The 23,954-nt window shown below is 56.9% G+C and carries 14 protein-coding genes and 1 tRNA gene; 6 read left to right on the top strand and 9 right to left on the bottom strand.

Annotated features, from left to right (window positions below):
• Window positions 1–39: 39 nt before the first annotated feature.
• The 6 genes from H8274_RS10075 to H8274_RS01110 all read right to left on the bottom strand — a co-directional run bounded on the left by H8274_RS10075 (window position 40) and on the right by H8274_RS01110 (window position 14,178).
• Complete coding sequence (locus H8274_RS10075; RefSeq protein WP_185933613.1) at window positions 40–7,212, bottom strand: DUF5979 domain-containing protein; 7,173 nt, start codon at window positions 7,210–7,212, stop codon at window positions 40–42.
• 588 nt (window positions 7,213–7,800) lie between these two features.
• Window positions 7,801–8,562 carry an ABC transporter ATP-binding protein gene (locus H8274_RS01130; RefSeq protein ID WP_065415208.1) on the bottom strand — a complete coding sequence of 254 codons (762 nt, stop codon included), beginning with the start codon at window positions 8,560–8,562 and terminating at the stop codon, window positions 7,801–7,803.
• A gap of 193 nt (window positions 8,563–8,755) precedes the next feature.
• Window positions 8,756–9,763 (bottom strand): FecCD family ABC transporter permease, encoded by a 1,008-nt coding sequence (locus tag H8274_RS01125; RefSeq protein ID WP_065415206.1) that lies wholly within the window; start codon window positions 9,761–9,763, stop codon window positions 8,756–8,758.
• The gene (locus H8274_RS01120; protein ID WP_185933612.1) at window positions 9,756–10,955 is read right to left on the bottom strand and encodes an ABC transporter substrate-binding protein; all 1,200 of its coding nucleotides are present in this window, start codon (window positions 10,953–10,955) and stop codon (window positions 9,756–9,758) included. Before H8274_RS01120 ends, H8274_RS01125 begins: the two co-directional genes overlap by 8 nt.
• 443 nt (window positions 10,956–11,398) lie before the next feature.
• A complete protein-coding gene (locus H8274_RS01115) occupies window positions 11,399–11,635 on the bottom strand; it encodes a YbdD/YjiX family protein (RefSeq protein WP_185933611.1) in 237 nt (78 codons plus the stop codon).
• 140 nt (window positions 11,636–11,775) lie between these two features.
• Window positions 11,776–14,178: a carbon starvation CstA family protein gene (locus tag H8274_RS01110; RefSeq protein WP_049618844.1), complete on the bottom strand. Its 2,403-nt coding sequence runs from the start codon at window positions 14,176–14,178 to the stop codon at window positions 11,776–11,778.
• Window positions 14,179–15,288: 1,110 nt separating this feature from the next.
• Between H8274_RS01110 and H8274_RS01105 the strand changes: the two genes are divergently transcribed.
• Window positions 15,289–16,476, top strand: coding sequence for a YeiH family protein (locus tag H8274_RS01105; RefSeq protein ID WP_185933610.1), 1,188 nt, complete (start codon window positions 15,289–15,291; stop codon window positions 16,474–16,476).
• A 233-nt stretch (window positions 16,477–16,709) separates the two neighbouring features.
• On the opposite strand, the gene H8274_RS01100 is transcribed toward H8274_RS01105, so the two are convergent.
• Window positions 16,710–16,785 (bottom strand) — tRNA-Arg (locus H8274_RS01100).
• Between the two features lie 121 nt (window positions 16,786–16,906).
• On the opposite strand from H8274_RS01100, the gene H8274_RS01095 reads away from it, so the two are divergent.
• Window positions 16,907–17,749 (top strand): DUF1684 domain-containing protein, encoded by an 843-nt coding sequence (locus tag H8274_RS01095; protein WP_185933609.1) that lies wholly within the window; start codon window positions 16,907–16,909, stop codon window positions 17,747–17,749.
• Between the two features lie 200 nt (window positions 17,750–17,949).
• Here the strand turns inward: H8274_RS01095 and H8274_RS01090 are convergent, their stop codons facing one another.
• A complete protein-coding gene (locus H8274_RS01090) occupies window positions 17,950–18,372 on the bottom strand; it encodes a YccF domain-containing protein (RefSeq protein ID WP_185933608.1) in 423 nt (140 codons plus the stop codon).
• A gap of 277 nt (window positions 18,373–18,649) precedes the next feature.
• Between H8274_RS01090 and H8274_RS01085 the strand changes: the two genes are divergently transcribed.
• The 3 genes from H8274_RS01085 (at window position 18,650) to H8274_RS01075 (ending at window position 21,561) form a co-directional block, all read left to right on the top strand.
• Window positions 18,650–19,555 (top strand): ABC transporter ATP-binding protein, encoded by a 906-nt coding sequence (locus H8274_RS01085; RefSeq protein WP_185933607.1) that lies wholly within the window; start codon window positions 18,650–18,652, stop codon window positions 19,553–19,555.
• Window positions 19,556–20,063: 508 nt separating this feature from the next.
• Window positions 20,064–20,924, top strand: coding sequence for a hypothetical protein (locus H8274_RS01080; RefSeq protein WP_185933606.1), 861 nt, complete (start codon window positions 20,064–20,066; stop codon window positions 20,922–20,924).
• Window positions 20,905–21,561, top strand: coding sequence for a hypothetical protein (locus tag H8274_RS01075; protein ID WP_185933605.1), 657 nt, complete (start codon window positions 20,905–20,907; stop codon window positions 21,559–21,561). Before H8274_RS01080 ends, H8274_RS01075 begins: the two co-directional genes overlap by 20 nt.
• On the opposite strand, the gene H8274_RS01070 is transcribed toward H8274_RS01075, so the two are convergent.
• A complete protein-coding gene (locus H8274_RS01070) occupies window positions 21,527–23,140 on the bottom strand; it encodes a SulP family inorganic anion transporter (protein ID WP_185933604.1) in 1,614 nt (537 codons plus the stop codon). The genes H8274_RS01075 and H8274_RS01070 overlap by 35 nt on opposite strands.
• A gap of 188 nt (window positions 23,141–23,328) precedes the next feature.
• On the opposite strand from H8274_RS01070, the gene H8274_RS01065 reads away from it, so the two are divergent.
• Window positions 23,329–23,667, top strand: coding sequence for a carboxymuconolactone decarboxylase family protein (locus H8274_RS01065; protein WP_221884750.1), 339 nt, complete (start codon window positions 23,329–23,331; stop codon window positions 23,665–23,667).
• Window positions 23,668–23,954 lie beyond the last annotated feature (287 nt).

Here is a 23,954-nt window from a genome sequence, read left to right as displayed (position 1 = left end):
TTAGTGCGTTATCCGCCCATCGATCTGAAAACAAACGGGTTATTCACGCTTCCTTTCATTCCGGTTTTGGCTGCGGATATCGCTACCAAAAGTTGATCTCGAGTTTGTGTTGGCTCTTGTGCGCGTGGCACACAAGGGCTCTGCTGTGCTCCGGTACGTCAATACCAGGGCGGCTGCCACCAACCCCAGCATGAGAGCCAGGAAGCACAAGCGCCATCCCGGAACGCCCGTCATAGGCAGTTCCGAAGCATCTGTGTAAGCAAGCTTGTACGCAATAACTTGCTCCGGTGTATCCGCATTCAAAGTGAGCGCTTCCGCGGCGGTAAACGGCTGGCGTTCCACGCCACGAAGATCCGGATTCAGGACGATATCTCCTGCTCCATCACGCAACGCCGCAGGCTTGGTTACCACCGTGGGATCCCACCGGAAACCAGCACCAGCCAGTTTCATGGCAATATCCTTTGGCATTTGCGCAATCGCATCCTCACCAAAGTCCGGCTTCACCGTGCACGCCGTTCCTTCCGGAACCAGTTTCGTCCACATATTTGTCGCTTGGTCAGCCGGAACGGCCCTAGCGTCCGGGTTTTCCGGCGCCGGGTTTTGGTGCGTCGCGAAGCGCTCATTGAGCGGCGCCCCACTTGCCGCGAACGTAGAATTCTGCGGCATATTCGGGTACTCGCAGGAAACATCGAAATTGAAGGGTAACGACGTAACGTCTACTTGGTGCCCGTCGATTTCTGCCAGACCTTCTAGACCTTCCAAAACCGTGCCGAAGGAATAGTTAGCAGTCCGCAACTGGTAACGGTTCTCAAAGGTCACCGCGGTAGTCTCACCTGGCGAGAGCTTGAGCTCCTTTTCGGTAAGCGGGCGGGCATTCACGTTATCCAAGTTCCGTCCATCTTGTGTGCCAAGTACCTTCTCAGTTATCAGGTACGGCTCAGTATCGACGAGCTTCGAAATCGTGATCTGCGAATCGAGTTGCACATTACGGCGTCCCGAATCAGGGGAATAGACATAAGCATCGAGCGGATTCTTCGGTTCCTCCCCGGGTGCTTGCCCTTCCGCCCGCTGGAACTGCTGCGTGATCGTACACTTCGCCGCGGCCGGCAGATCCAGGTATTGCGGGCTGTTCGAATCAAACCGGTCGTATTCCGGATTCGGTGCGGGCTTGATTTCCACGGGCCCCTGCCCGTTTCCTGCCTGCACGGTGCCGGAGTAGCGCCGCGGTTGGCCGTCGCCATCCTTCAGATACGGGTCTACACAGTCATATTCGACGTCGTACGACTCCACGCCCACGCCGGGCCCCACGTTCACGTAGTCACCGTCGGTGCTCTTATCGTCACGTTCGATAAGCACAGCCAAAGCGGCACGTAGACGCTCGTATTTGCTGTTCGAATCGATCACGGTAACGCGTTGTGCCCTGTTCTCATCCCGTCCACCCAGGGCCGGGTTGGTCACGAAGGCGGCCCGCGCCACCTGCCCCACGCCCGGATCTTGCGGGGTTACGGGCAGAGTTTCCGTAGCGTTGATCTTGCTTGGCGAGGAGAACGTCGTCTCCGCCTTGGCATCATACGTGGGAGCCGCAAATTCGCTCACCGTACACGTGTAATGAACCGGGACCAACAACTCGAACACAGCCGTGTGGTTGCCGCTCTTCTTCAGCTCCAGCGTCTTTTCGAACTGCTCTTGGTTCGTGGGCAACTCATCATCGCCCACCATAACCTTGTCGGGATCCTGGTAGCAGGTCAAATGCACCCGGTAATCATTGTTTTCAGCCAGTTCTTTTCCGTCGCCGGAGAAGCTCTTCCGGATAACAAGCTGCGTCTTATTGAAGGTGTACTCACTCCACGGCGTGATGGTGCCGTAGAAGCGTTCCGCTACCGGAGGTACCGGGCCCACTTTGTCTCCGTATACGGAGGCGCAGGTTTCACCGCTGCCTTGTCCATCCGCGGATGCGTCGCAAAGAACATTCCCGGCCGGAGCCGTAACCTTGGTCGGCAACTTGAACTTAATTACCGGGCCGTCCTGCCCCTTCAGGTAGCCGCCCTTAGCTTCACTCGTGGCCCCACTGGGTTCGGCCAGCTCCGTGTACTGCGCGCGGGATTCCACGCCGCGAGACATCGGGCCGGTACCCGCCTCCCAAGTGGGTACCCAGCTTGTATCGTCAATCCGGGCGCTAGCTTCCGTCTGGAAAGCTTCGCATCCCGCACCCGCGGGAATACCCGCGATCTGGTTCGGAATCGCCCCGACCGCAAACCGGGAAGCCTTGAGTGTGCTCCACCCGTTCGGATCCACCGGTTCGGTATCGAGCAGTTTCTCCGGAGTCTGCTGCGGGTCATTCCACACGCCTGCCGGATTTGCCTCATAGGTACGGCCCGAAGTTACCGGGACGCCGTTAAGCGTGCACCGGAACTTGGTGTCTAGGAGTTTGGTGGGCAGTACCTGCGCCACGCCGTCGCCCTTCACCTTCATCTTCACGTTGAACTGGGCGGGCAACATATCGTAGGTGAGCTTATAGTTCATCTCCGATGGTTGCGCGGCATCCCCAGTCACCGCCAAGAAGGCCGATTTGCCATAGTTGTTGATGGTGTAGACACCTGGGCTCGCATTGCCGGCACTGTGATTCACATCGGCGCCGTGGTAGAAACCAGGCGAGTTTGTGGTATCCAGTTTGGCCGCATCGAATAGCTCCCAGGCAGCCGCAGCTACCGGGTTCTCCGCATTGATCGGCGTAAATGCCATGTCAGGTGCGCCTTGGGCAATGCGGAATTCGCAAGTAGCGCCGCGCGGCACATCCTTGATCGTGACCGGCACGGTGGCATTCAGATTCTCCCCGAGCCGCTGGGAACCTTCTACCGCGATCTGCAGCGGATTATTCGGGTTATACAGCCTTTCGGGAGAAAGCGCCTCTCCCGGAGTTTCACTGTAGTAGCAACGGTAGCTGAGCCAGAGCGCCTCACTGGCCGGGGTAGCTTCGAGGGCTTGTACCCATCTCGCTTCCATGCCCGCGCCGTCGGCCTCCCAAATGGTGGCCGTGGTGGTGCCTTGCTTTTCAGTAGGCACCGTGGCGTTCACGCTCACGTTTAGGTTGACGTCCTTCTTCAGAATGGAGAACGTGTTGCGGAAGGAAAGGAAACCTTGACTTCCCTGCGCTGGCGAGCGGAAGGTATAGCTTTCTCCCGGTGCTAGTGCTACCGGTTGCGAAGCGGGTTTCGCTTCTCCCGGGTTCTGCACATAGAACTCCACTTCGGTGCTAACCGTGTAGGGTACGACGCCGGCGCTTTCGTCTCCTCCAGCCTGGGGATCGAGCAGGGTAACCGTGCAATCCGTATCTACCGGCAGCACATCAATCGGTTCTGCATCGTAGACATAGATATCTACCGGCTCTTGCCCGGGGCATTCGAAACGCAACTTGGCAGCATCATCTATATAAGGCAAAAGCGGAGAGTCTGCGGGATTGAAGTTATCCGCCTCATTGGCAACGCGGGCCATAATGTTTGCCTCGACCTTGTCGAAGGTAGAGGTGATATTCATTTTTGCCCCATCGCCCACGGTAACCCTATTCTTAGGGCCACTGGGCGTTCCCGCAGAACCGTTATCGTAAACGGCCTTGCCGATTACGTCCGACGGCAGATTCGGGTATTCGGTACTGAAGGAACACACCGTGCCATAAGGTAGACCGCGCCCGTCAGCTTCCGTGAGCACCTTCTCCACCGGATTACCGGTGCGATCATTCGTTACCTCGACGCTAATCGGATCGACTTCGCTACCATCGGGCCGCTTACACTTCGCCGTGATCTGCTTGACCTGCGCATCTACCTTGCTTTCTCCTTCCGGAGTGGTCAGGCCGGCGCCGGCCACTGATCGGTGGGTGACTATAAGCGGCGCCCGCTTGTAATTCGCCACGGTCTCCAGCGTCATATCAACATCATTTGCTTTGACTTCAAATTGCTTGGCAGCTGGATATTGCACGGCTTCCAAGTTCGGGTTCGCGTCAAGCTCTGCAGACGGGTTCAGACTCACTTCGCAAGTGGAATCGCCCGGCACGTCCGTGAAGGATACGGGCAGAGCATGGTCCTGCGTACCCGGTTTTATTTCGAAGGTGCGCTCATAGAGTTCCTCACCCGCCGCTCCTCCTTGCGGTGTGCACTTGAGTGTGCCCGTCATCGGGGTGGGAAGGCGCATAATCTCCCCAGCGGCGTCACCACCTGCCAGGTTCGTAATATTCACGGTATTTTCCTGGCGTTTGATGGTTTCCACTAGTTCGAGGCGCATTTCGACGCCGGAAGCAGTGGGGTTTTCTACCCATTGCTGGTCACCAGAGTGCAGATACGTGTAGTTATCCAAGCAATGCGGGAGTGGCGTATTATCGCGTTCGCCTACCGGAATCGGCGTTCCGTCCGCCCGGAACATGTTTCCGTAGTATTCTCCGCCCTTCTGGTACTTCTGGTAATCACCTGCACACATATCAGAGTTGATCTGTTGCTTAGCCTGCGTCCAGCCGGTACCGGCGAGCTGCTCCGCCAAAGTAGGACCGTCTTCCACCGGGTCATAGCCCACGGCGTTTTCCGGAATATCTGTGGAAATCACGCAGTGGGTACCTACCGGGAAGGTAGCTAGCCGGTCGAGCGCTGTTGCTTCCAGCCCCAGCGCGGGATCCGCAGCCGCCTTCTGCTCAGACTGCACAAAGTCGATATAGCCTGCCGCAGGATCACCCGAATCTACCGCGTGGACGGGAACACCCACCACGTCCGAGATCACCATGCCGGGGAAGAAAGGCACTCCCTTTAGGGTTTCCGGCGGATTCGCGGGGTCAGACATGTACCGGCACGTGAGTTGCACCGGGATCTTCTCAATGCTGCCCAATACCTCGGCCGGCGGCGTGCCGCCTTCGCTTTCAACCCGCATGCGCAGCTTAATCTTCGCCTTATTCATGGTGAATGTAGTGCGCGAGTTGATATTCGAAGCATTGCCCTGTGCCGGCGCTACGGTAAGCACCGCCTCCGAATTGTATTCACTCGGGTTTGGAATTGGCGTACCCGTAGCCGGATCGTTCTTCCCCTCCGTAGAGGTAATCTTCGCGCCGTAACCGGTGTACTGCGTATTCGAATTGAAGATCCGGTCTGCTTCCATCGAGGAATACAGCGGATCATTCCGATCCGTGTACTTTGGCGGCAGGGTAACTTTCTCCTGCACCTTACAGGTGGCACCGAGCGGCATCCGGGTAAGCTTCACGTTCTCCGCTAACACTGACTGCGTCTGGAGCTGCTTATCTACCGTCACTGAATAGGGATTGGGCACTTCTCCCGCACCCTGAGTATCACCGGGTTCTCGGTATATGCGCGCTGCATCCAGCGTGCCCGCATTCGCGGGATCTCCAACATCTAGAGGGTCCTCACAGGTGTAGCCCAATTCGAAGGTGGAGCCAATCGTGTCATACCCCATCGGCGAGGGATCAACATTACTCACCTTGGTATAGGTCACGTCTTGCATAGGTCGGCCGTAGAAGCCGCATACTACGTACGAATAGTCACGCCCCGAAGCCCCCGAGGTATCTTGCGTTCCTATAGTTATCGGCGCCCGACCCTGCTCTACATTGAGGCCGTATTGCCCATCGGGCATAGGCGCGCGTTGCAAGGCAGAGGGGTGCAACGGCTCTGGTTGCTTACCAACGGCATACCCAATACATCGCAGAGGTTGATCTTGAGTGTACGGCGTGGAGGCATAATCCCGCTGCGGATCATGCGGATCGGTTTGCGTGACGCCGAGCAGGGTTACGTTATCACCCGGGTCCAATTGCGCGGCTCCATGCTCATTTGTGGTTAGAGCGTGAGTTTCGGCCCGCCCCGTCCACTTATTTTTGTAAGTAGCGGTGATTCCTGCGCCAGCGCGCGGCCCCATGTACCGCTTTTCTCCATCCATAACCTGGCTGGTAAGCGTCATGCACTGTTTGCGGTAGAAGACCTTGTTAATCTCATCGGAGAATTTGCCATCACGGACGTCGTTTTGTTCCTGCCGCGAAATCCGCTGGTCGTAGTACCCACCAATGTCATAGCCGCCGTCCGGGTGTTTAATCTCGGTGTAGCTGATGCGTTTTTCTTCGCAACCACCAATGCGACCATACCTTGGGTTGTCCTGATAATCCCAAACCGCTGCCGGTTCACCTTTCGAAGTGGTCACCGCGCACGCTTGCCCATAGGGATCGTTGGGATCTTTATATGAGAGGTTCGCAAACACGTCCCCACGATGTTGCGCGGCCGGCCCCATTTCCAGGACATGAATTTTTGCGCCCGCGTCAATAATGCGCTGCGCATACGGATTAACCCGCCCTGCCGGTTGTTTACTTCTCCCTACAGAAATCAGGAAGACATCGGTGTACCCGTATTCTTCAACGTGCTGGGCCATCTTCTTGAAAGCCCACATCCAATCCGAGGTTGACTCCATTTCACGCCGCTGCCCTGGCCACATCGGGTTAGTAGCGTCTAAAGAACGGATCTTCTCAACAACTCGTTCGTAGCCATCTTTAGTTGCGAGTGAAGTTGCTGGCAGATCAGGAGTATTTCCAGTGGCATGCCCACCAACGATCGTTCCATCGGCGAGCTCTTGGCCATTACCACCACGGGTATCAAACTGCGAGAAGGTATAAATCCCCACCTCGGTGGGGCTTCCTTTTAGCTTGGAGATAGCATCCTCAAGTTGCTGGGCCTGGTCCATGCGCCGAACATACGGCTTACCGTTGTACCAGGTCCCCCAATTATTAATATTTTCCCGCTCGCTTTTGTTTACATCGTATTTATCGGATCCCCACAAGGAATCGCGAATTTCCTTATTGGGAATGTGGTAACCCCAAGTACCATAAAAAGACTCGTCATTGAAAACCCCGCCCATGGTTTCCCAGGTGTAGGTACCAGCAAAGTCGAACATGACCGCGATCTTGGCCTGCTCACAGCCGGCTTCAGAAATTCCGGAGAAAGGATTATCTCCTTGCAGGTTCGGCCACGGATCTTGCTCGGAGCCCACCACGTACGATCCGCCGTTGCCTTCCGCCGGGGTGTTTTGCGCGGTAACAGATCCTGGCTTGCTACCGCCGGTACCTTGCGGCTGTGCCCATGCCGCAGGCGCAGCGCCAAACATGGACATTACGAGGACGAGGACGCACAGCCACGCCGTTACGGCGATCGGTGCATTCTTCTTTCTGGACCCCAAGTACATAAGCCGCCTCCCCAGCGGATGCGTTTGTGTGCCGAACCAAGTTCGGACGAGGTACGCAATGCCAACTTCACGTAATGCAGACGTACCCTCCGGCGTGCCCACATCACTTACTTACAATCTGCGGGAAGTTTCACCAGTTTCCAAAACTTCCTTCCTTGCGCGCTGCAAACCAGCGCCGTGGAGCAGGAAGAAAGTCCCAGGACCTAAGTTTTCCCTTTAGTTCGTACCTTCAAGACGATAGTCGAAACTTCCGGATTGTCGCTCACTTTCCCTCTATCTTTCAATATTTGTGCACTAAACTTGCAGCGCACGGCTAGGCGTTAACTAGCCACATGAGCTGCATGTTTACAAAACCGGAAATTTCAATTTACAATGTGGTATATTTTCGCGTTCACTCCCGGCGAACGCACTCAGGTACATTTAAACAACACTTCAAGATTTTTATGTGCTGCGGCACGCATTTGGGGAGCTTTGGTAATGAAGTCCCACACAGGGAAACGCCCGGATGCCTAGCCGTCAAGCGTTACTGGAGCTATTACTAGCAGCCTGTGCCGCCAATGGGCATCCCGGCTATATCATCAAGTACCGCTAGCGGGAGCTTTCTGGAACGCCGTGCGGAATATCGAATCCGAATAGGATCCGGTTGTCTTGTTCTACCAGCGTGGCTTGCACGTGATATACCTCGGCAAACATTTCTGCGGTAAATACCTGCGCCGGGGTTCCTTGGGCATACACTTTGCCTTCGCTCAGTACCACTACGTGGTCCGCAAACCTTTCGATAAGGTCGATTTGGTGCAGACTCACCAGAGTAGCCAACTCGTGGCTAATCGTGAGCTCTTTGATCTGGTGCATAATCCGGTACTGGTTTTCAATGTCCAAGGCGGAAGTCGGCTCGTCTAACAGCAATATATTCGGCTGTTTTGCCAATGCCTGGGCGATAAAAACCTTTTGCCTTTGCCCGCCCGATAATTCATTGAGGGGGCGCGTGGCAATTTCGCGCAAGCCCAAAAGATCTAAAACGCGATATACGTCTGCTTCGTCTTCCGGAGTGGTGCGCAGGCCTAGTTCCGCCACTTTCCCGATGAGCACCGTTTCAAAAACGGTAAAAGGAAGATTTCCTTCTGCGTGCTGATTGAGATAAGAAACCACGCCTTCGGTACTGATCTCGCCGGCGGCAGTAGCCCCGCGCGGCCGCCAGCGAGGGTTGTGAATTGCCCGTATCAGCGTGGTCTTCCCCGCCCCGTTCACACCCATGAGCGCGGTGATCTGCCCCGGCTGTGCCTGCAAGTTCACGCCCGCTAAAACCGGTACCGTGCCGTAACTAAACGAAAAATCCTTTACCCGAATCATTTCTCTTGCCTTTCGCAGCCCCCAGCCGCCATTCCACCCGCATATTTACAGCCCCCGGCCATCGCTATTGCACCCGCATAATTACAGCCCATAGCCACCACCCCAGGTTCGCGACCCCAGCCGCCACCACTCCCCTGCATATTCGCAGCCCTTGGCCGCTGCATCGCCCGTGTAAATGCCCTGCCTGTTGGCATTAGGCCAGCCTCCGGCGTCGTTGGCTAAGCAGCGCATACACGAGGAAGGGAATACCGATCAGGGAACTAATAATGCCGATCGGAACCACCACACCGGGTACCACCAGCTTCGAAAGAATGGAGGAAACCAGGAGGATAATCGCCCCCATAAGCGCGGAAGCGGTTACGTAAAAACGTTGGTCTTCGGAAACGAAACGGCGCGCCAGGTGCGGGGCGGCGAGTCCGATGAAACCGATTTTTCCGCAGAAACTCACCGCTACCGCAGTGACGATCGAAACCAGTATCAGGCAGAGGATTTTCACGCGCGCCACCGGCACCCCTAAGGCTTGCGCCCGTTCCTCCCCAAATTTCAGGGCAGTAAGGTTCCACGAGTTTTTCAGGATAATGAGGAAGGCAACGCCGCACACCGCTAGAAGCGCCCAGGCCTGACCGTAGGAACCGCGGCTGAGGCTACCCATGGTCCAAAATACGATGTAGGAGAGAGTATCTTCGGAAGCGCGGTATTGGATGAGCGAAAGCAAAGCGTCGAAAAAGAAATTCAGGGCAATGCCAGCTAGCACGAGCGCGGAATTACTCATCCGCAAATAATTACCCACGCCGAAAATGACTAACACCGCCAGTAGTGCCATGACAAGCGCGCCGCCGGTCACGTAAGCGATCGGTAAGGCGAGCACAAATACCACGGCTGCCCCGAAACTAGCCGCGGAGGAAACGCCGAGGGTGAAGGGGCTGGCGAGGGGATTATTGAGGATCGTCTGCATTACCGCGCCAGCTAACCCCAGGCTCAGGCCCACACCTATTGCCATAAGAGTTTGCGGCATACGCATGCGGAAGAACGCGATATGTTCGAGGGAAGTGGGGTCGAAAATAACGGCGAGGTTGGAAAGTTTGATATCGGCCGGGCCCACCAAAAGATCCACCGCCGCGCAAACCAGCACTAGGAGCGCCGCGGCCACTACCCACGCAAACCGCGACGCTCCTTTCGTGCGTGCAATACGCTTACTCATATTTAACGAACCAGGTTCCCTGGAAATTGATCGGCATGAAGCGTTCGAAGTATTCTTGCATCAGCGCGTCTGGATCCAGGTCCGCAAATTCTTGCGGGTGGAAGAGTTTAGCCAGTACCGCGTAGGAGTAGAAATCGAGCATATCCCGCGTGAGCGGGTGACCGATCGCGTACAGCTCCCCATTTTGGATGGCCGTCAACTTATCCCAACCTTCCCTGTCCTGGTAGGGAGCCAGGGAGGCAATGGCTTCTTCCTTGCTCACCGAGAAGCCAATTTTCACCGACGTCGGCTGGTCCTCCCAGGTGGAGCCGGCAATAATAATGCGATCTGGATTGCTTACCAGCACCTGTTCAGGCGTGATAGGAGTAGCTTCATCGGGTTTCAAGAAATCGGTGGCAATATTCTTCGCGCCCACGGCTTCCAGGATGGCACCCCACATCATTTCCGAACCGTAGGTATTGCCGTACTCTTCGGGCCCACCGAAACCGATTTCCAGATAGGTGGAAATACTGCGGTCCAGGCCGGCGGCGCGGCTTTCAATTCCGCCCACCACATCCTGGTAAAAACCGTTGACGGCGTCCAGATTCTTAGTGAGCCCGGTAGCCTTGGCAATAATTTCCGTAGATTCGAGGTGAGTATCTAGTTTCTGGCCGTGGTAATCAATATATAGCACCGGCAGGCCGGCCTTTTGCGCCAGCGGATCCATCTTGGCTTTCAGCCGCACGGGCACAATAATGCCGTCCACGCCCATAGTAAGCAGCTCTTCGGCGGAAATCTCATCCTTGCCAACATCGCCAATCTTCGGAATATCTTGCAGTTCCGGGTTGGCAGCCACTAGCAGATCCCACAGGTCTTTCCGGTTCTTTTCCAAACCGTCATCCATCGCGGCGATCTTCGAGGTGTAATTATCACGGTCAAGCGCGGCCATGGTCAAAATCGGCCCACCCGATCCGGAATACTGAATTAGCGCTTTCTCCAGCGGTTTTTCCAGCTTTACTTTATTTCCGGTAATGTCCGTAATCTCAATCGGGCCACCTTGCTCTCCCGTTTGCCCGTTTGCAGGTGCCGACGCCGTCTCTCCTGCCTTCCCCGTGGGTGCCGAAGAAGAACTACTTCCTCCACACCCGGAAGATACGAGCAACAGTGCCCCTGCTACGCAGGCCGTGAGAAACTTTTTGGCTAATGCGCGCATAAAGCTCGTCCTTTCTATTTCTATTAGTATGCCGCCGCGCTGGAATGCCGCCGCGCGGCGCTGATTACCTAGGCGCAGCCAGCTTCACTGAAGCCGCTCAACGCACTTAGACTCAATCAGTCAATTGATTGACAGGATTTAACAAGTGTTCCACTTTTCCTCCCTGTTGTCAAAATCCTCAACTCTGGTTAGAAAATCGGTTCGCGTGGGCCGGCGCGGTGGCGGGCCACTTGGTCGCGCCGGGCCGCCTGCTCCTCGCAGGTAACAGAGATAAACAACAAGCGGGGCTGGGAGGCGAGTCTTCACCTCCCAGCCCCGCTTGGGCTAGTGCTGCCAATACTGCCGGTGCCGCTCACTCTGGAGAACCGGTACCTCTCACTCTGGAGAACCGGCGCCGCTCACTCTGGAGAGCTAGCAAGATTCGCCGGAGCCAGCACCAACTTTCAGCAGCAGCCGTGTTGCACATTGTGCTCGTTCCATTCGGCCCGTTGCCGCCAAAACTCTTTGGCCGTCAGGGGCGGGCAGCCTGGGTGGTGGCGCTGGTGCCTTTCCAAGTAGCGGTCATAGGCTGCTTCCCCGGTAAAGGCCCGCCAGAGCTGGCCGGCATAAGCCAACTGGGCACGGAGCCGGCGCCACGCGTCTTTGAGGTACCCAGCCTTATCTGCACTTTGCTCCGCCATTATCCCTACCTCGCCTTCCTCACTCCATTGTCGCTTTACTGAGCTGGCGCGGTTACTAAAGCTCCGCACCGGGTGCATTGTTGCCAGCTTGGCACATACACCGCTTGATCTATATGCCGAACTGGCCTACATACCAGGCGCTAGGCTTTTTCTTTCGCGGGGGTTTCCGCCGCCGCGGCGTGGCTATGCCCGGTGCCGCCGTGTTTCACGCCCGGAATCAGATCCGGATCGCCTACCACGGCGTATTCGGCGGCCAGTTTCTTTTCCAGCTTGGTGGCTACCAAGTGGGTGGGAGCAAAGAAGTTCGATTCTTGGAAAGGTTCTTCCGAGCTCACGAAGCGCTGCTGGCGGATCGAAGAAATAATCCGCATGGCCGCACACACGATAATCCAGGTTACGGTGACCACGAACAAAACAGACATGCTTCCCTGGATGAAGGTATTGCGAATAACCGCTTCGGTATCGGCAATGCGTGCCGGGTCCGTGAGTCCACTCAGCGTTTCGCGCGCATTGCGCCACTGTTGGAAGTAGCCCACCGCCGGATCGGTGGAGAAAATCTTCTGGAAGGAAGCGGTAAAGGTTACGGCGACGTCGAACACCAATGGCACCAACGGGATCCACAGGTGTTTCACGTACCCCTTGTTCACCACCACAACCGTACAAATAGTTAGAGCGATCGCGGCTATCAACTGGTTGGCTATACCGAATAGCGGATACAAAGTTTGGATCCCGCCGCGCGGATCCGTGACCCCCATGAGGAGCAAGGACCCCCAGGCTCCCACCACGAGAGCGGTGGCGATCCACGCCCCTACCTTCCAGTCGGGGTCTTTGAACTTGGGGAACACCGCGCCCAGCGCTTCGGAAACCTGGAAACGTGCCACGCGGGTAACGGCGTCGACCGCGGAAAGAATAAACAAGGCCTCAAACATGATGGCAAAGTGGTACCAGAAGCCCATCATTGCTTTCCCGCCCCCAATTTTGTGCAGGATATGCGCCATGGAGACGGCGAGGGTGGGCGCCCCACCGGTACGGGAAACCACGTGAGCTTCACCCATATCGGAAGCCACGGCCTTGAGCGCCGCGCCGTCGGTCAAGGTGACCTCATTGCCTTCGGCATCCCAGGTTTCCCATTCGATATCAATAGGTTCACCCTTAGTGTTGGAAACGTTGAGGTTTTTGACGGCGGCCGCGGTAATATCTTCCCGGTCGGTGGTTTGCGTGAGCACGGTTTCCCCGGCGAGTTTATCTACCGTGCCCGCGGAAGTATTCATGCTGAAGTAGATGCCCTGGTTGAGCGATACCGCGGCGGCAAGCGCCATAATCGCCACGAAGGATTCCATGAGCATACCGCCGTAGCCGATCAGCCGCACTTGGGATTCCTTCTGGATCATCTTCGGGGAAGTACCGGAAGAAACCGTGGCATGCATACCCGAAAGCGCTCCGCAGGCGATCGTAATAAACAGGAAGGGGAAGAGTGTACCGGCAAATACCGGGCCTTCCGTATTGCTCGCAAATTCGGTAACGGCCGGCATCTGTACCACCGGGCGCACCACGATGATCCCCACCGCGAGCAACACGATCGTGCCCACCTTCATAAACGTAGAGAGGTAATCGCGCGGGGTGAGGAGCAACCACACCGGCAAAATCGCGGCGAAGAACCCGTAAATCACCATGATTACCACGAGAGTGGTAGGCGAAAGCTTGAAGAATTCGCCCAGCGGGGATAGAGAAACGTAACGCCCCGCGATGATCGCAACTACGAGCGCCACCGCACCGGCTATCGACACTTCCGTTACCCGCCCCGGCGCTACGTACCGCAAGAACAGACCCATCACAATTGCGATCGGAATCGTCATCCCTACCGAGAAAACGCCCCAGGAAGATTCCGCGAGCGCATTCACGCAGATCATAGCAAGCACGGCCAGCACGATCATGAGCATTACCAGGATCATGACGGTAGCGACGGCCCCGCCGATCTTTCCGATTTCGGTTTGGGCCATTTTGCCGAGCGAATGGCCGCCGCGGCGCATGGAGAAGAAGAGTACCAGCATGTCTTGTACTGCGCCGGCTACCAGCACCCCGAAAATGATCCACAATGTGCCGGGCAGGTAGCCCATCTGTGCGGCGAGTACGGGGCCTACCAGCGGCCCGGCTCCCGCGATGGCCGCAAAGTGGTGGCCGTATAGCACCACGCGGTGGGTGGGGTCGAAATCGCGGCCATTGTTCACGCGTTCTGCCGGGGTGGCGTTTGCGTCATTGGGCCGCATGATTTTGCGTTGAATATAGAGCGCGTAGTAACGGTAGCCAATGGCGTAAGTGCAGACCGAGGTGATAACGAACCAAATCGTATTGACCTCTTCCCCGCGCACAATCGCGAGCATGGTCCACCCAATTCCGCCGAGCAGAGCAATAATCACCCAAAGGATGATTTTGGCGGGCGTCCACTTGTTGTGGGGTTTGATCCCCACGGGAACGCCCTCTTTATTACGTATGATGAGCTTTTCTTCTTCCGCGGTATATTGCGGAACCGTAGTGGATGACATATATCCTCCGATCAGCACTGATCGACTGGCCAGAATACGAGACTTTCGTTCTCGTTCCGTGCCGTGACCGCGCCGGCGCAACTGTTTCGGCTCAGGCCGAAGCCTCTGTTTCGGCCGGGACCTCCGTTTGGGCCGAAAGCTTTGCTTAGACCTAAACCTTGCCGTGCTTGCACCGGTGCGGTTGATTTGCATTATTTTGTTTTATTGCGCGCGGCGCGCGGTACGGTTACGGCTCCGGCTGCGTACGGCTGCGGCCGCGTACGGCTACACGTGGCTGTGAGCTGCGCGGTTGCCGGAGCACGGTTGCCGGAGCGCGATCGCCCAGCACCCCGCACGGCACCTTACCGCGCATCTTTCCTGCACCGCGTAGCACCGCACCCCGCCACGCGCTCAGGTTCGCCTCCCCTTACTTAGCCACAGAGTAACGATAAGTGGTGAGCAAACACAAGTCGAAGGTAAATTACCGAACCGCCGGGCAGGCTCCCATGACCCGCGAGAGCCTGCCGGTACCTGCGGCCCGCTACCGGAAACCACGAGTTACCTTCGCGGTATCCAGAGTTCGCCAGGTTACAGGTACGACGACGGCGCGATGGTACCGGAAGTGCACCCAGCACCTAAACGAGCAGGTGACCGCGCACACTTTCAGTACGGCCCAAAAATACACTAGACAACGCGCGATAAACAAGCTACACAAGATTTCAAGTAGGCGCGTGATTATTACCGCAGGTAGCGGCCCTGCCGGCACAGATAACAGCCCTACCGGCACAGATAACAGCCCCGCCAGCACAGATAGCAGCCCTGCCGGCACGAGCACCTCGGCCCACTCGCCGAATCCGCTAATGTAGTTAGGAACGCCCCTGCCGTAGCAAGGAACTTAGGCACCGCAGGGTTTGGGACCGGCAGCGCTTAGGCACCGGCAGCGCTTAGGCACCGGCAGCGCTTAGGCACCGGCAGGGCTTGGCACCGGCAGCGCTTAGGCACCGGCAGGGCTTGGCACCGGCAGCGCTTAGGCACCGGCAGCGCTTAGGCACCGGCAGGGCTTGGCACCGGCAGGCGGCGTCGTACCCACCCAGAAATGCAAATGCACACCCAACAATAGGAAGGCGAGACTTGCGCGAAAGCAGCCACACCCCCGAGAGCACAAACCCCGCCTTGACGCGCTATTCTGCGGCGTTACCCGGCCTGGTTTTGAGTTTGCTGGTTGGTGTGGTGGCCACTTGGATCAATCATCTGGTGCCCACGCTTTCGGGGATGCTCGTGGCGATCCTCGCGGGCATTATTTGGTGCAATATTCGCCGCCCCGGGCCGCGCCTGCAACCCGGGATTGCGATCGCGGGCAAGCAGGTATTGCGGCTCGGCATTGTGCTTTTGGGTCTGCAGCTCGCTTTTTCCGATATTGCGGCGATTGGCGGCGGTGCTTTCTTGCTTGCCGTCTTGTGCGTGGCCGGCACTTTCCTGTTCACGGTGCTAGTGGGGCGCGCCTTGCGGCTTGCCGTGCCGCTGGTGTTGCTGATTGCTTCCGGTTTTTCGATTTGCGGGGCGGCTGCGGTGGCCGGCGCTATGGCGGTGTCCGACGCCGATGAGGACGATACTGCTACCGCTCTGGCCCTAGTGGTGCTTTTTGGCACCCTCATGATTCCGCTCATGCCGTTGTTGGTGCACGCTTTGGGCTTTGATGAAACCGCGAGTGGCATGCTAATTGGCCTTTCCACCCACGAAGTGGCACAAGTGGTGGCGGCCGGCGGCATTATTGGCGCGCAAACCTTGAGCGTGGCCGTTACCGTGAAACTTGCCCGCGTGCTCATGCTCGCCCCGGTGATGATCGGCCTTTCTGGTTGGCGCCGGTGGCTGGTGCGCCAGGAACAGCGGCAAAATAAGCGGCAAGCCCGTGCAGCGGCTGCAAGCCAGCCCGGCGGTAACACGAGCCTGCCCGGCGGCAACAATAGCAGCCAAGCGGGTGCGAGAACCGAGCAAAGCGCCGAGGCGAGCGAAAACGCAAATACGCCGGGCGCCGCCGATGCGGGTACGCGGGCCGCTTTGCCGCCGCTAATTCCGGCCTTCGTGCTCGGCTTTATTATCTGCGTGGCAGTGCGGAGCACCGGTCTGATTCCAATGGCGGTGCTGGACGTAATCAAGCCGGTGCAAACAGTTTTGATGTCTGCCGCGATGTTCGCACTGGGAATGGGAGTGCATTTCCGGAGCATTATCAAAGTGGGGCTACGCCCGGTTGTGTTGGCCGCGCTTGCCACTGCTTTTATTATCGGCCTCGCCACTTTGGGAGTAAGCCTGCTGGCATAGCGCGTAGCTGAGTTACGGTTTACCGCCGTCGCTCCTTGTTACCGCCGGCGTTCCTTACCTTCGCCGCTCCTGAGTACCCTCGCTCCGGCTCACGGTTAGCACACAAACGAGCCGTTCCCGGTTCCCGGTAAATACCCGTTTCCCGGTGAATACTCGTTCCTCCCGGTAAATAAATATCTCCCCGACGGAAAAAGAAAAACTCCCCACCGGGAAAAATCATCCGAGGAGGAGTTTGGCGCGCCCGAAGGGATTCGAACCCCCGGCCTTCTGATCCGTAGTCAGACGCTCTATCCACTGAGCTACGGGCGCAGCACCAAGAACAGAACTGAGTAGTTCTCATTTTTTGGACGCATACGAGTATAACCCGGATTCCACTTTCCCCCAAATCGGAAGAGATGATTGGGCGGCATGTCACAACTACAATGTGAGCATGGAGAATACTGGTTCACACATTCCGCAGGATACAGAGGCAATTACTAAGTGGCAGGCCTGGCATCAGCGCCGCAAACAGGAACTGGCGGCCCCGCACGGCTGGCTCTCCCTAATTTCCTTTACGTGGCTAAACTCCCACCCGCGCACGGTCAGAGGTTTTCCCGGGACTTTCCACGAAGTTGATGGTCACGTGCTCGCCCAGTTCGATCCCGCAGAAGGGGTGCGCCGCGGCGGCGTCGTGGTGGCAGAGGCAAGCATCGTGACCGCCGAAGATGATTCCGACCTCACTCTCCACTGGCAAGACCGCATCGCCGAAGTGGGGATGCGCGGCGGGCGTTACATGGTCCGCATCCGCGATCCGCACGCTCCCACCCGCACTGGTTTTGCGGGCGTCCCGGTATTCGCCTACGACCCGAACGCCGTAGTTACCGCGCGCTTCACCGCTTTCCCCGCCCCGCGCGAAGTAGAAATTAGTACCGCGCGGGAGGGTTTGCGTGGCACCGCACACCTGGTAGGGGAAGTCACTTTCCGGTACGACGCCGCCGCTCACCGCCTGGCGGTACAAGGCGACCCTGATGGCGTGCTCACGGCCGTGTTTTCGGATGCTACTTCCGGCCAGGAAACTGATGCTTGGCGTTTTGTTTCCTTCCCCGGGCCGGGCCTGCCGAAGAAGGATTCAGCGGCACAATTTGCGACCACGCGCACTGGCGAGGTGAAGATTGATTTCAACCGCGCTTTGAACTTCCCGATGGCCTTCAGTGATTTTGCTACCTGCCCAGCCCCACCGGATGGCAATCATCTGCAAGTGGCGATTCGCGCCGGTGAAAAAGCGGCGCGCTAACTGCGCGGCCTGCGTTCGCAACAATGGTAAAAATTCGGTAGCAAATAATCGTTTCGGCCTGCTAGCACTGCTACTGCTAGCACTGCTACTGGCCGGTAGGCGGGTAACGGCAGTAGCTATGCATCAACGGTTATAGCCGTGCACTAGCGGTATAGGCATGCCCTAGCGGTACAGTCACGCACTAGCGGTAAAGGCATGCCCTAGCGGTAATAGCCGTGCGGATATGGGGAGGGATAGTGCGGGCCGGCAGCCCGCGTGCTGATCACATACTTGCCGAAGGGGAAGCAAGTAACCGGGATGAGCTTAATATTCGCTACCGCGAGGGGAATGCCAATAATGGTGACTGCCTGTGCCAAGGCGGTAACGAAGTGTACGAGTGTTAACCACAGGCCGGCCACGCAGAACCACACCACGTTCATCAGGCAAGAGCCAGCTCCCGCGCCCGGCTTTTCTACCACGGTGCGCCCGAACGGCCACAGCACATATCCGGCAATGCGGAAGCATGCCACTCCCGCTGGGATCGTAATAATAAAAACGCAGGAAAAAATGCCGGCCAAGGCGTAAGCAAGGGCCAGCCAAATACCTCCACAGAAAAGCCAAATAATGTTCAGTATCGGACGCATGTTTTCACCCTACTCCACAACGCGGCATCCCTATTCCAGAATCTGGTCCCCCACCCCACCCACACCCCTTGTGAACCATCCCACACGCCGATATGATGAATACAACTCACGCGAGTTTACCTAAAGAAGGGTTCCAGAGTCTCGCAGGTCTCTCGAAACGCTTGCACCTGGGGGATTGCCTCCGGCAACGTGCGTCAGGTTGGGTAGCTATTGATCGTTTCAACATAAAGGAGGAGGTGTGGCCCTTCGTTCACCGACGGGCCACACCTTCATAGAGGTGACTGAGAACAATATGGAACTGCAAGCATCTGCACTCGCCCAGCGGTACGGAAAATCCCCGCCGATTTTCACCGATCTCTCTTTTTCCCTTCGCGACGGCGTAGTCGCACTCCTCGGAGTAAATGGGGCCGGAAAAACTACACTCCTCAAAACCCTCGTGGGTATCCTGCCAGCATTTAGCGGTCAAGTGACGATTAATGGCCAGCAACTCTCCGCGCAAATCCGCGCGGGCAAGCTCGCAGATATAGGCTTCCTCCCCCAAGAAGTTACTTTCAATCCAAAACTAACCGTGGTGGAATTCATTACCTACATCGCCTGGATGCGCGGAGTGCCTTTGCGGAAAATATCCGCCCAGATTGGCGAAGTGCTCGATTCGCTAGATATAGCGAATATTCACCACCATCGGATGGGCAGTCTTTCCGGCGGGCAGGTACGCAGATGCGGCCTGGCCAGTGCCATTATCGGCACTCCCCAGGTGTTGATACTAGATGAGCCGACTGCCGGCCTGGACCCCGAGCAGCGCGTTGCTATCCGCACCCTCATTTCCCAACATCTCGCGCCGCTCACCATACTTTCTACGCATCTACTCGAAGACGTAGTACGCGTAGCAGACCGGGTACTCGTACTTGATGCGGGCAGTATTATCTTCGACGGCAACGTAGCACAGCTGGAGGCCTTGGCCACCGCTCACCGCTCGGCCGGCACATCCCTTGCGGAAAGCGGCTTCCTACATCTTGTTCGGCATTCCCACCCTGCGGAAACAATAACTGGAGTGGGAACTGCCCAGTCAGCAAGTCAAGATCACTCTCCCACCCCTGCGGCTTCGGCAATTCCCGGAACCAGCCTTGCGGAATCGGTAGGTAGCACACCCCGAGAAAGCGAGGCTCCTCATGAAACCTCCTAAGACTCGTTCTCCCTTGTGGTACCGCCGTCACCTTCTGGTTTACGCAACGCCCGTATTGTTATTCATCGTCGTGCTCATTGCGATACTTATGCGAAACCGCTGGAATATATCAAGTACGGCGGTTTCGTCCGGGGCACTTTTCCCATTCCTCCTGTTTTCGCCGCTTGTTGCCGCGCTCCAGGGGGTCGAAGTAAAGTACGAGACGCAAACGCGTCTGTTTTCGTGGGTGCCGTTGCGCCGCCGAACCGTTTTCGTAGAAAATCTTCGTCTTCTTCTCCCCGCGGTACTTTCCATACTTGCCAGCGCGGGAACACTCCTTCTTATCGCCTTATTCGCTCATATTTCCTCGCCCTCAAATACGTTTTTCGCGCGGGGAGTTTTTTCCTGGAGTCCCAGCGTTTGCTACCTAGCGGTAGCCGTTTGCGGCGTATGCGTGGCGCAATTACTTGGCCGTTCTGAATTATCTCTAGCTGTGTGCGCAATTGTCTCTTTTTGTTTGACCCTCGGTATGGGTGTTTTCGCGACCCAATTTGCCTTCGAGGAACCGTATGAACTTGTGCCTTATGTCAAAACTGGGGCGCTGGCATTATTCGCGGGTGTGGCTTGCCTTTGCGCGCTTCTCATCGCTGGGCCTTCCGCCCGCGCCCAACACCCCAATATTTTAAGCTCGATAACTCGCGGTTATGGTCAAGCTTTCGTCGCGTTCTCGCTTGCGGGAATAGTAATTGTTACGGCGGCATTGTTGCCACAAGTAGAACTGCGGCGCCCGGCCGCTAGTCTCGTGGTTTGCACTTCCCCTTCCCCGCCCACGACCCCAGAATCGGAGGCTGGCGCCAGCCGCACACCTCCGCAGATATGCGTTTGGAAAGAACACGGCCGGTTACTACCCGAACTGGTGGCCATCCAAGAACGAGTACTTGATGCCCTTCCTCCTACAGTCCCTCTGCCCGCAAGTTTTCAGGACTTTGCGCTTGACGGTACGGCGGACGCTTCCTACAGTCTCAACCTTTCGGTACGCATGGGCACGGATCAAGTTACCCTCCCGACGGCGTACGTTCTGGCACTTTCCAATCACCTCTTTGTGCCTGATACTCCGGCGGAACACGATGGCGTCGCTACCGGCAACGCGGAAGTGAGCAACACCGAAGCCGCGAACGCTGATTTGAGCGCAGAAATGTTCGATAACACCACTCTTTTCACCCTATGGCTACTCCACCAAGCATCACCGGGAATCTTGGACGATAGCGGTATCGAATCGATAGTTTATGCGCCTCCGGCCTTACGCAACGAGGTCAAGCAAGTCATAAAACTACCATTGGCAGAGCAGCAAGCTTGGGCGGGAGAAATCTATGACAGATCCGGAGCCTAATCAAACTTACTCGCATTTCGCGAATAATCGACCTGGTACCTTGCCGCGGGCCTTGACGCACGCGTATATCCGTGCCCACGGTATACCTGCGGCCCTGATAGTCATTCCCACCATCTGCCTCGCGATTATCCTGCTTGGCGAACGCGTGACCGTTCACTCCTGGGTGGCAGGTGGAGTTACCCCCTTGGCTCGGTTGCTAACTGTGGGTATCCCCGTGGTTGCCGTCACTACCGTATTTCCCGGCTTCGAAGCGGCATACCATCCGCTTCCGCGGCGGCGGGTAACCGATACCCACGCTGCGATTTCTCTCCTCACGGTTTTGGGAATTGGCCTGGGATTAGGGGCATATATGCACGAGCCGAATCCGCTAGCTTTGCCTCGCCTATTTGCATTCTGGTGGGGGCTGGCAATCATCTCTGCCGCCATAGGCGGAAAGAAGTATACCTGGGTGATTCCGTCTCTTATTGCCTTAGGTAGTGGCTTCTTTTTCCCGCCGGAAGAAACTTCCGTCTGGAATGTGGTGATGTCACAGGTTGATTCGTGGCAAATTTACACTCTTGTGGGGGCAGTGCTTTTACTGGCGGGGTTGCTGTATCGAAAAGTCACTTTGCGGAGCAGAATTTCTCAGCGGCGGTAACGGCGTCGTCGATATTATCGAAGAAGTTTTCCTTTCCGCCGGCCGCGGCTGTAAGCCCCATGGATTCGGTGAGCTCTTCGTGGGCGGTACGTAACCCCACCACGAGCACGTGATTATCAGCTTCCCGCAAAGTGGTGACGATATCCGCCAGCGTTTTCGCGCCCGTTGCATCCATTACTCCCACGTGGGAGAGCCGCAAGATTACCACCCATACGTCGTCTAGCCGGGTAATTTCTTCCTCTATGCGATCTGCCACGCCAAAGAACATGGCGCCATCGATCCGCAAAGTACGAATCCGCGGATTCTTAGTGGGGTATTCCTTGCGCACCCCGGATTGCCGCGCTAAACCGCGCATGATCGAGATAGTTGCGATGGTAACGCCGATGAGGATCGCCCAAATGAGGTCAAATACCACTGTGATTAGCGCGGTGAGCACGAAAACCAGAATGTCGGTACGGGTGGAACGCGAAATTTGGCGGATCGAATGTACCGGGATCATCCTCCCGGCCGTCACAAACAGTACGCCTGCCAAAGCGGAAAGCGGGATCACGCTTACGATCTGGGCGGCGCCATACACCACTCCCACAAGCACCAGGGAGTGTATTACCGGGGAAAGCCGGGAACGGCCCCCGGCTCGCACGTTCACTGCGGTGCGAACGATTGCTCCGGTTGCGGGCATACCGCCAAAGAGGCCGACGGCGCAGTTCGCGGCCCCCTGACCCAAAAGCTCTCGGTCTGGGTTGTAGGTTCCGCCCGGCACCATGCCGGCCGCTACGCGCGCCGAAAGCAGGGATTCAATTCCGGCTAGCAAGGCCACTGAAATCGCGCCCGGGAGGAGCGCCGTTACTACCTCGGCTGAGATTGGAGGTAGATGCGGAGCGGGCAAAGAGTTCGGTATTTCCCCGATCGTGGGCACTGGCAGTTTCGCCACCACCGCCACCGCGGTCACAATTGCCAGTGCTACCAGCGAACCGGGGAACTGCGGCGAAATCTTGTCCAGGAAGTAAATGAGCAGCGCGGTTATTAGCGCCACCGCCAACGGCAGGAACGCCTGCGGATACGAAGCTTCGCGTATTGCGGCGAACCCGGCCAGCAGCGTATTGCCTCCGGCTTGTACTTCCACGCCCAAAGCATTCGGAATTTGCTGGAAAATCAAGATGAAGGCGATCCCGAGCGTGAAGCCCTCAATCACCGGCCAAGGAATCAGCGAGACCACCTGGCCCAAGCCCAAAACCGCGCCCACAATGAGCAGTACCCCGGCCATTAGCGAGAGCAAAGGTACGACGCCGATTCCATAGGCGGCAACCAGCGGAGCCAAAATAACGACCATGGCTCCGGTGGGGCCCGAAACTTGGAACCGGGAACCACCAAAAATGGCGCCTACGATTCCGGCCACAATCGCCGTAATTAGGCCGGCGGCCGCGCCTACTCCCGAGGCCACCCCAAAGGCTAAGGCGAGCGGGAGGGCCACAATTCCGGTGGTGATTCCGGCAAGAATATCGGTTTTCCAGTGCTGGCGAATTTCGCGAATATCAGTAATGTTGGGCAGCAGTGAAAGCAGATGCTTACGAAGCTTCAAAGAACTCCTTCAAGACTAAAAACTGTACCCATCATAGCATTTAGTTCGGCATTTTTCAAATGTGCTTCAATAGCGTTGCTGGGTATTGATTTTATTGCTCGGTTTTTCTTCTCTGGGCGGGATTTTCCGCGCGTCTTCTCGCGTATATTTGAGGAGACGGCTCGAACTACTATCAGAGAGGATAAACCGTGAGCTACAAGGAAAAGGCGAAGGCCAATAAGAAGGAAACTGCGGAACTGTTCAAGGCCGCCCCGGTAGATCTTAAAGCCTTCATGCATATGCATGACTTGAACATGAAGGAAGATGCGCTCGACGTCAAGACGAAGGAACTCATCGCTTTGGCTATTGCGATCAGCACGAAGTGCGAAGGCTGCATTATCGCGCACGTGGACGCTTTGGCTAAGGCAGGCGGAACCCGCGAAGAGCTCGTTGCGATGATCAAGGTGTGCCTGCTCATGAACGGCGGCCCGGGCACGGTATACGGCGCCAAGGCACTCGCTGCTTTCGACGAACTCACCGCTGAGTAACTCACCGTCAGGCAACTAAACCTTCGAGTAACTAACTGCCAGGTAACTGGACCGTCGAGTAACCCACCACTTGGCACCTAAACTTTGGTACCTAAGCTGCCGGGTAACAAAACGCCGGGTGACTAAACCCCCGAAAATTTACCGCTGATTGATTATTTACCGCGCAAGCTCGCGCTGCACGCGGGGCTTGCCTTAAACGCAAGAGTGCGGGGAACGAACTGCCTTCCTCTTAGTTCGTTCCCCGCACTCATATTTAAATCTAGCCTATGGGCCTGCGCTTAGCCTAT

Origin of the sequence: Actinobaculum suis, from assembly GCF_900618115.1 — a bacterium.
Classification (GTDB): Bacteria; Actinomycetota; Actinomycetes; order Actinomycetales; family Actinomycetaceae; genus Actinobaculum; species Actinobaculum suis.
Note: the sequence above shows the minus strand (reverse complement) of the source record. Positions and strands in the feature narration are given on the sequence as shown.

What these genes read in the sequence shown, in the direction of transcription:
- H8274_RS01075 (WP_185933605.1), top strand. Translation starts at nt 20,905, where the DNA reads ATGACAGATCCGGAGCCTAATCAAACTTACTCGCATTTCGCGAATAAT.
- H8274_RS01090 (WP_185933608.1), bottom strand. Translation starts at nt 18,372, where the DNA reads ATGCGTCCGATACTGAACATTATTTGGCTTTTCTGTGGAGGTATTTGG.
- H8274_RS10075 (WP_185933613.1), bottom strand. Translation starts at nt 7,212, where the DNA reads ATGTACTTGGGGTCCAGAAAGAAGAATGCACCGATCGCCGTAACGGCG.
- H8274_RS01095 (WP_185933609.1), top strand. Translation starts at nt 16,907, where the DNA reads ATGGAGAATACTGGTTCACACATTCCGCAGGATACAGAGGCAATTACT.
- H8274_RS01080 (WP_185933606.1), top strand. Translation starts at nt 20,064, where the DNA reads ATGGGTGTTTTCGCGACCCAATTTGCCTTCGAGGAACCGTATGAACTT.
- H8274_RS01130 (WP_065415208.1), bottom strand. Translation starts at nt 8,562, where the DNA reads ATGATTCGGGTAAAGGATTTTTCGTTTAGTTACGGCACGGTACCGGTT.
- H8274_RS01115 (WP_185933611.1), bottom strand. Translation starts at nt 11,635, where the DNA reads ATGGCGGAGCAAAGTGCAGATAAGGCTGGGTACCTCAAAGACGCGTGG.
- H8274_RS01125 (WP_065415206.1), bottom strand. Translation starts at nt 9,763, where the DNA reads ATGAGTAAGCGTATTGCACGCACGAAAGGAGCGTCGCGGTTTGCGTGG.
- H8274_RS01120 (WP_185933612.1), bottom strand. Translation starts at nt 10,955, where the DNA reads ATGCGCGCATTAGCCAAAAAGTTTCTCACGGCCTGCGTAGCAGGGGCA.
- H8274_RS01110 (WP_049618844.1), bottom strand. Translation starts at nt 14,178, where the DNA reads ATGTCATCCACTACGGTTCCGCAATATACCGCGGAAGAAGAAAAGCTC.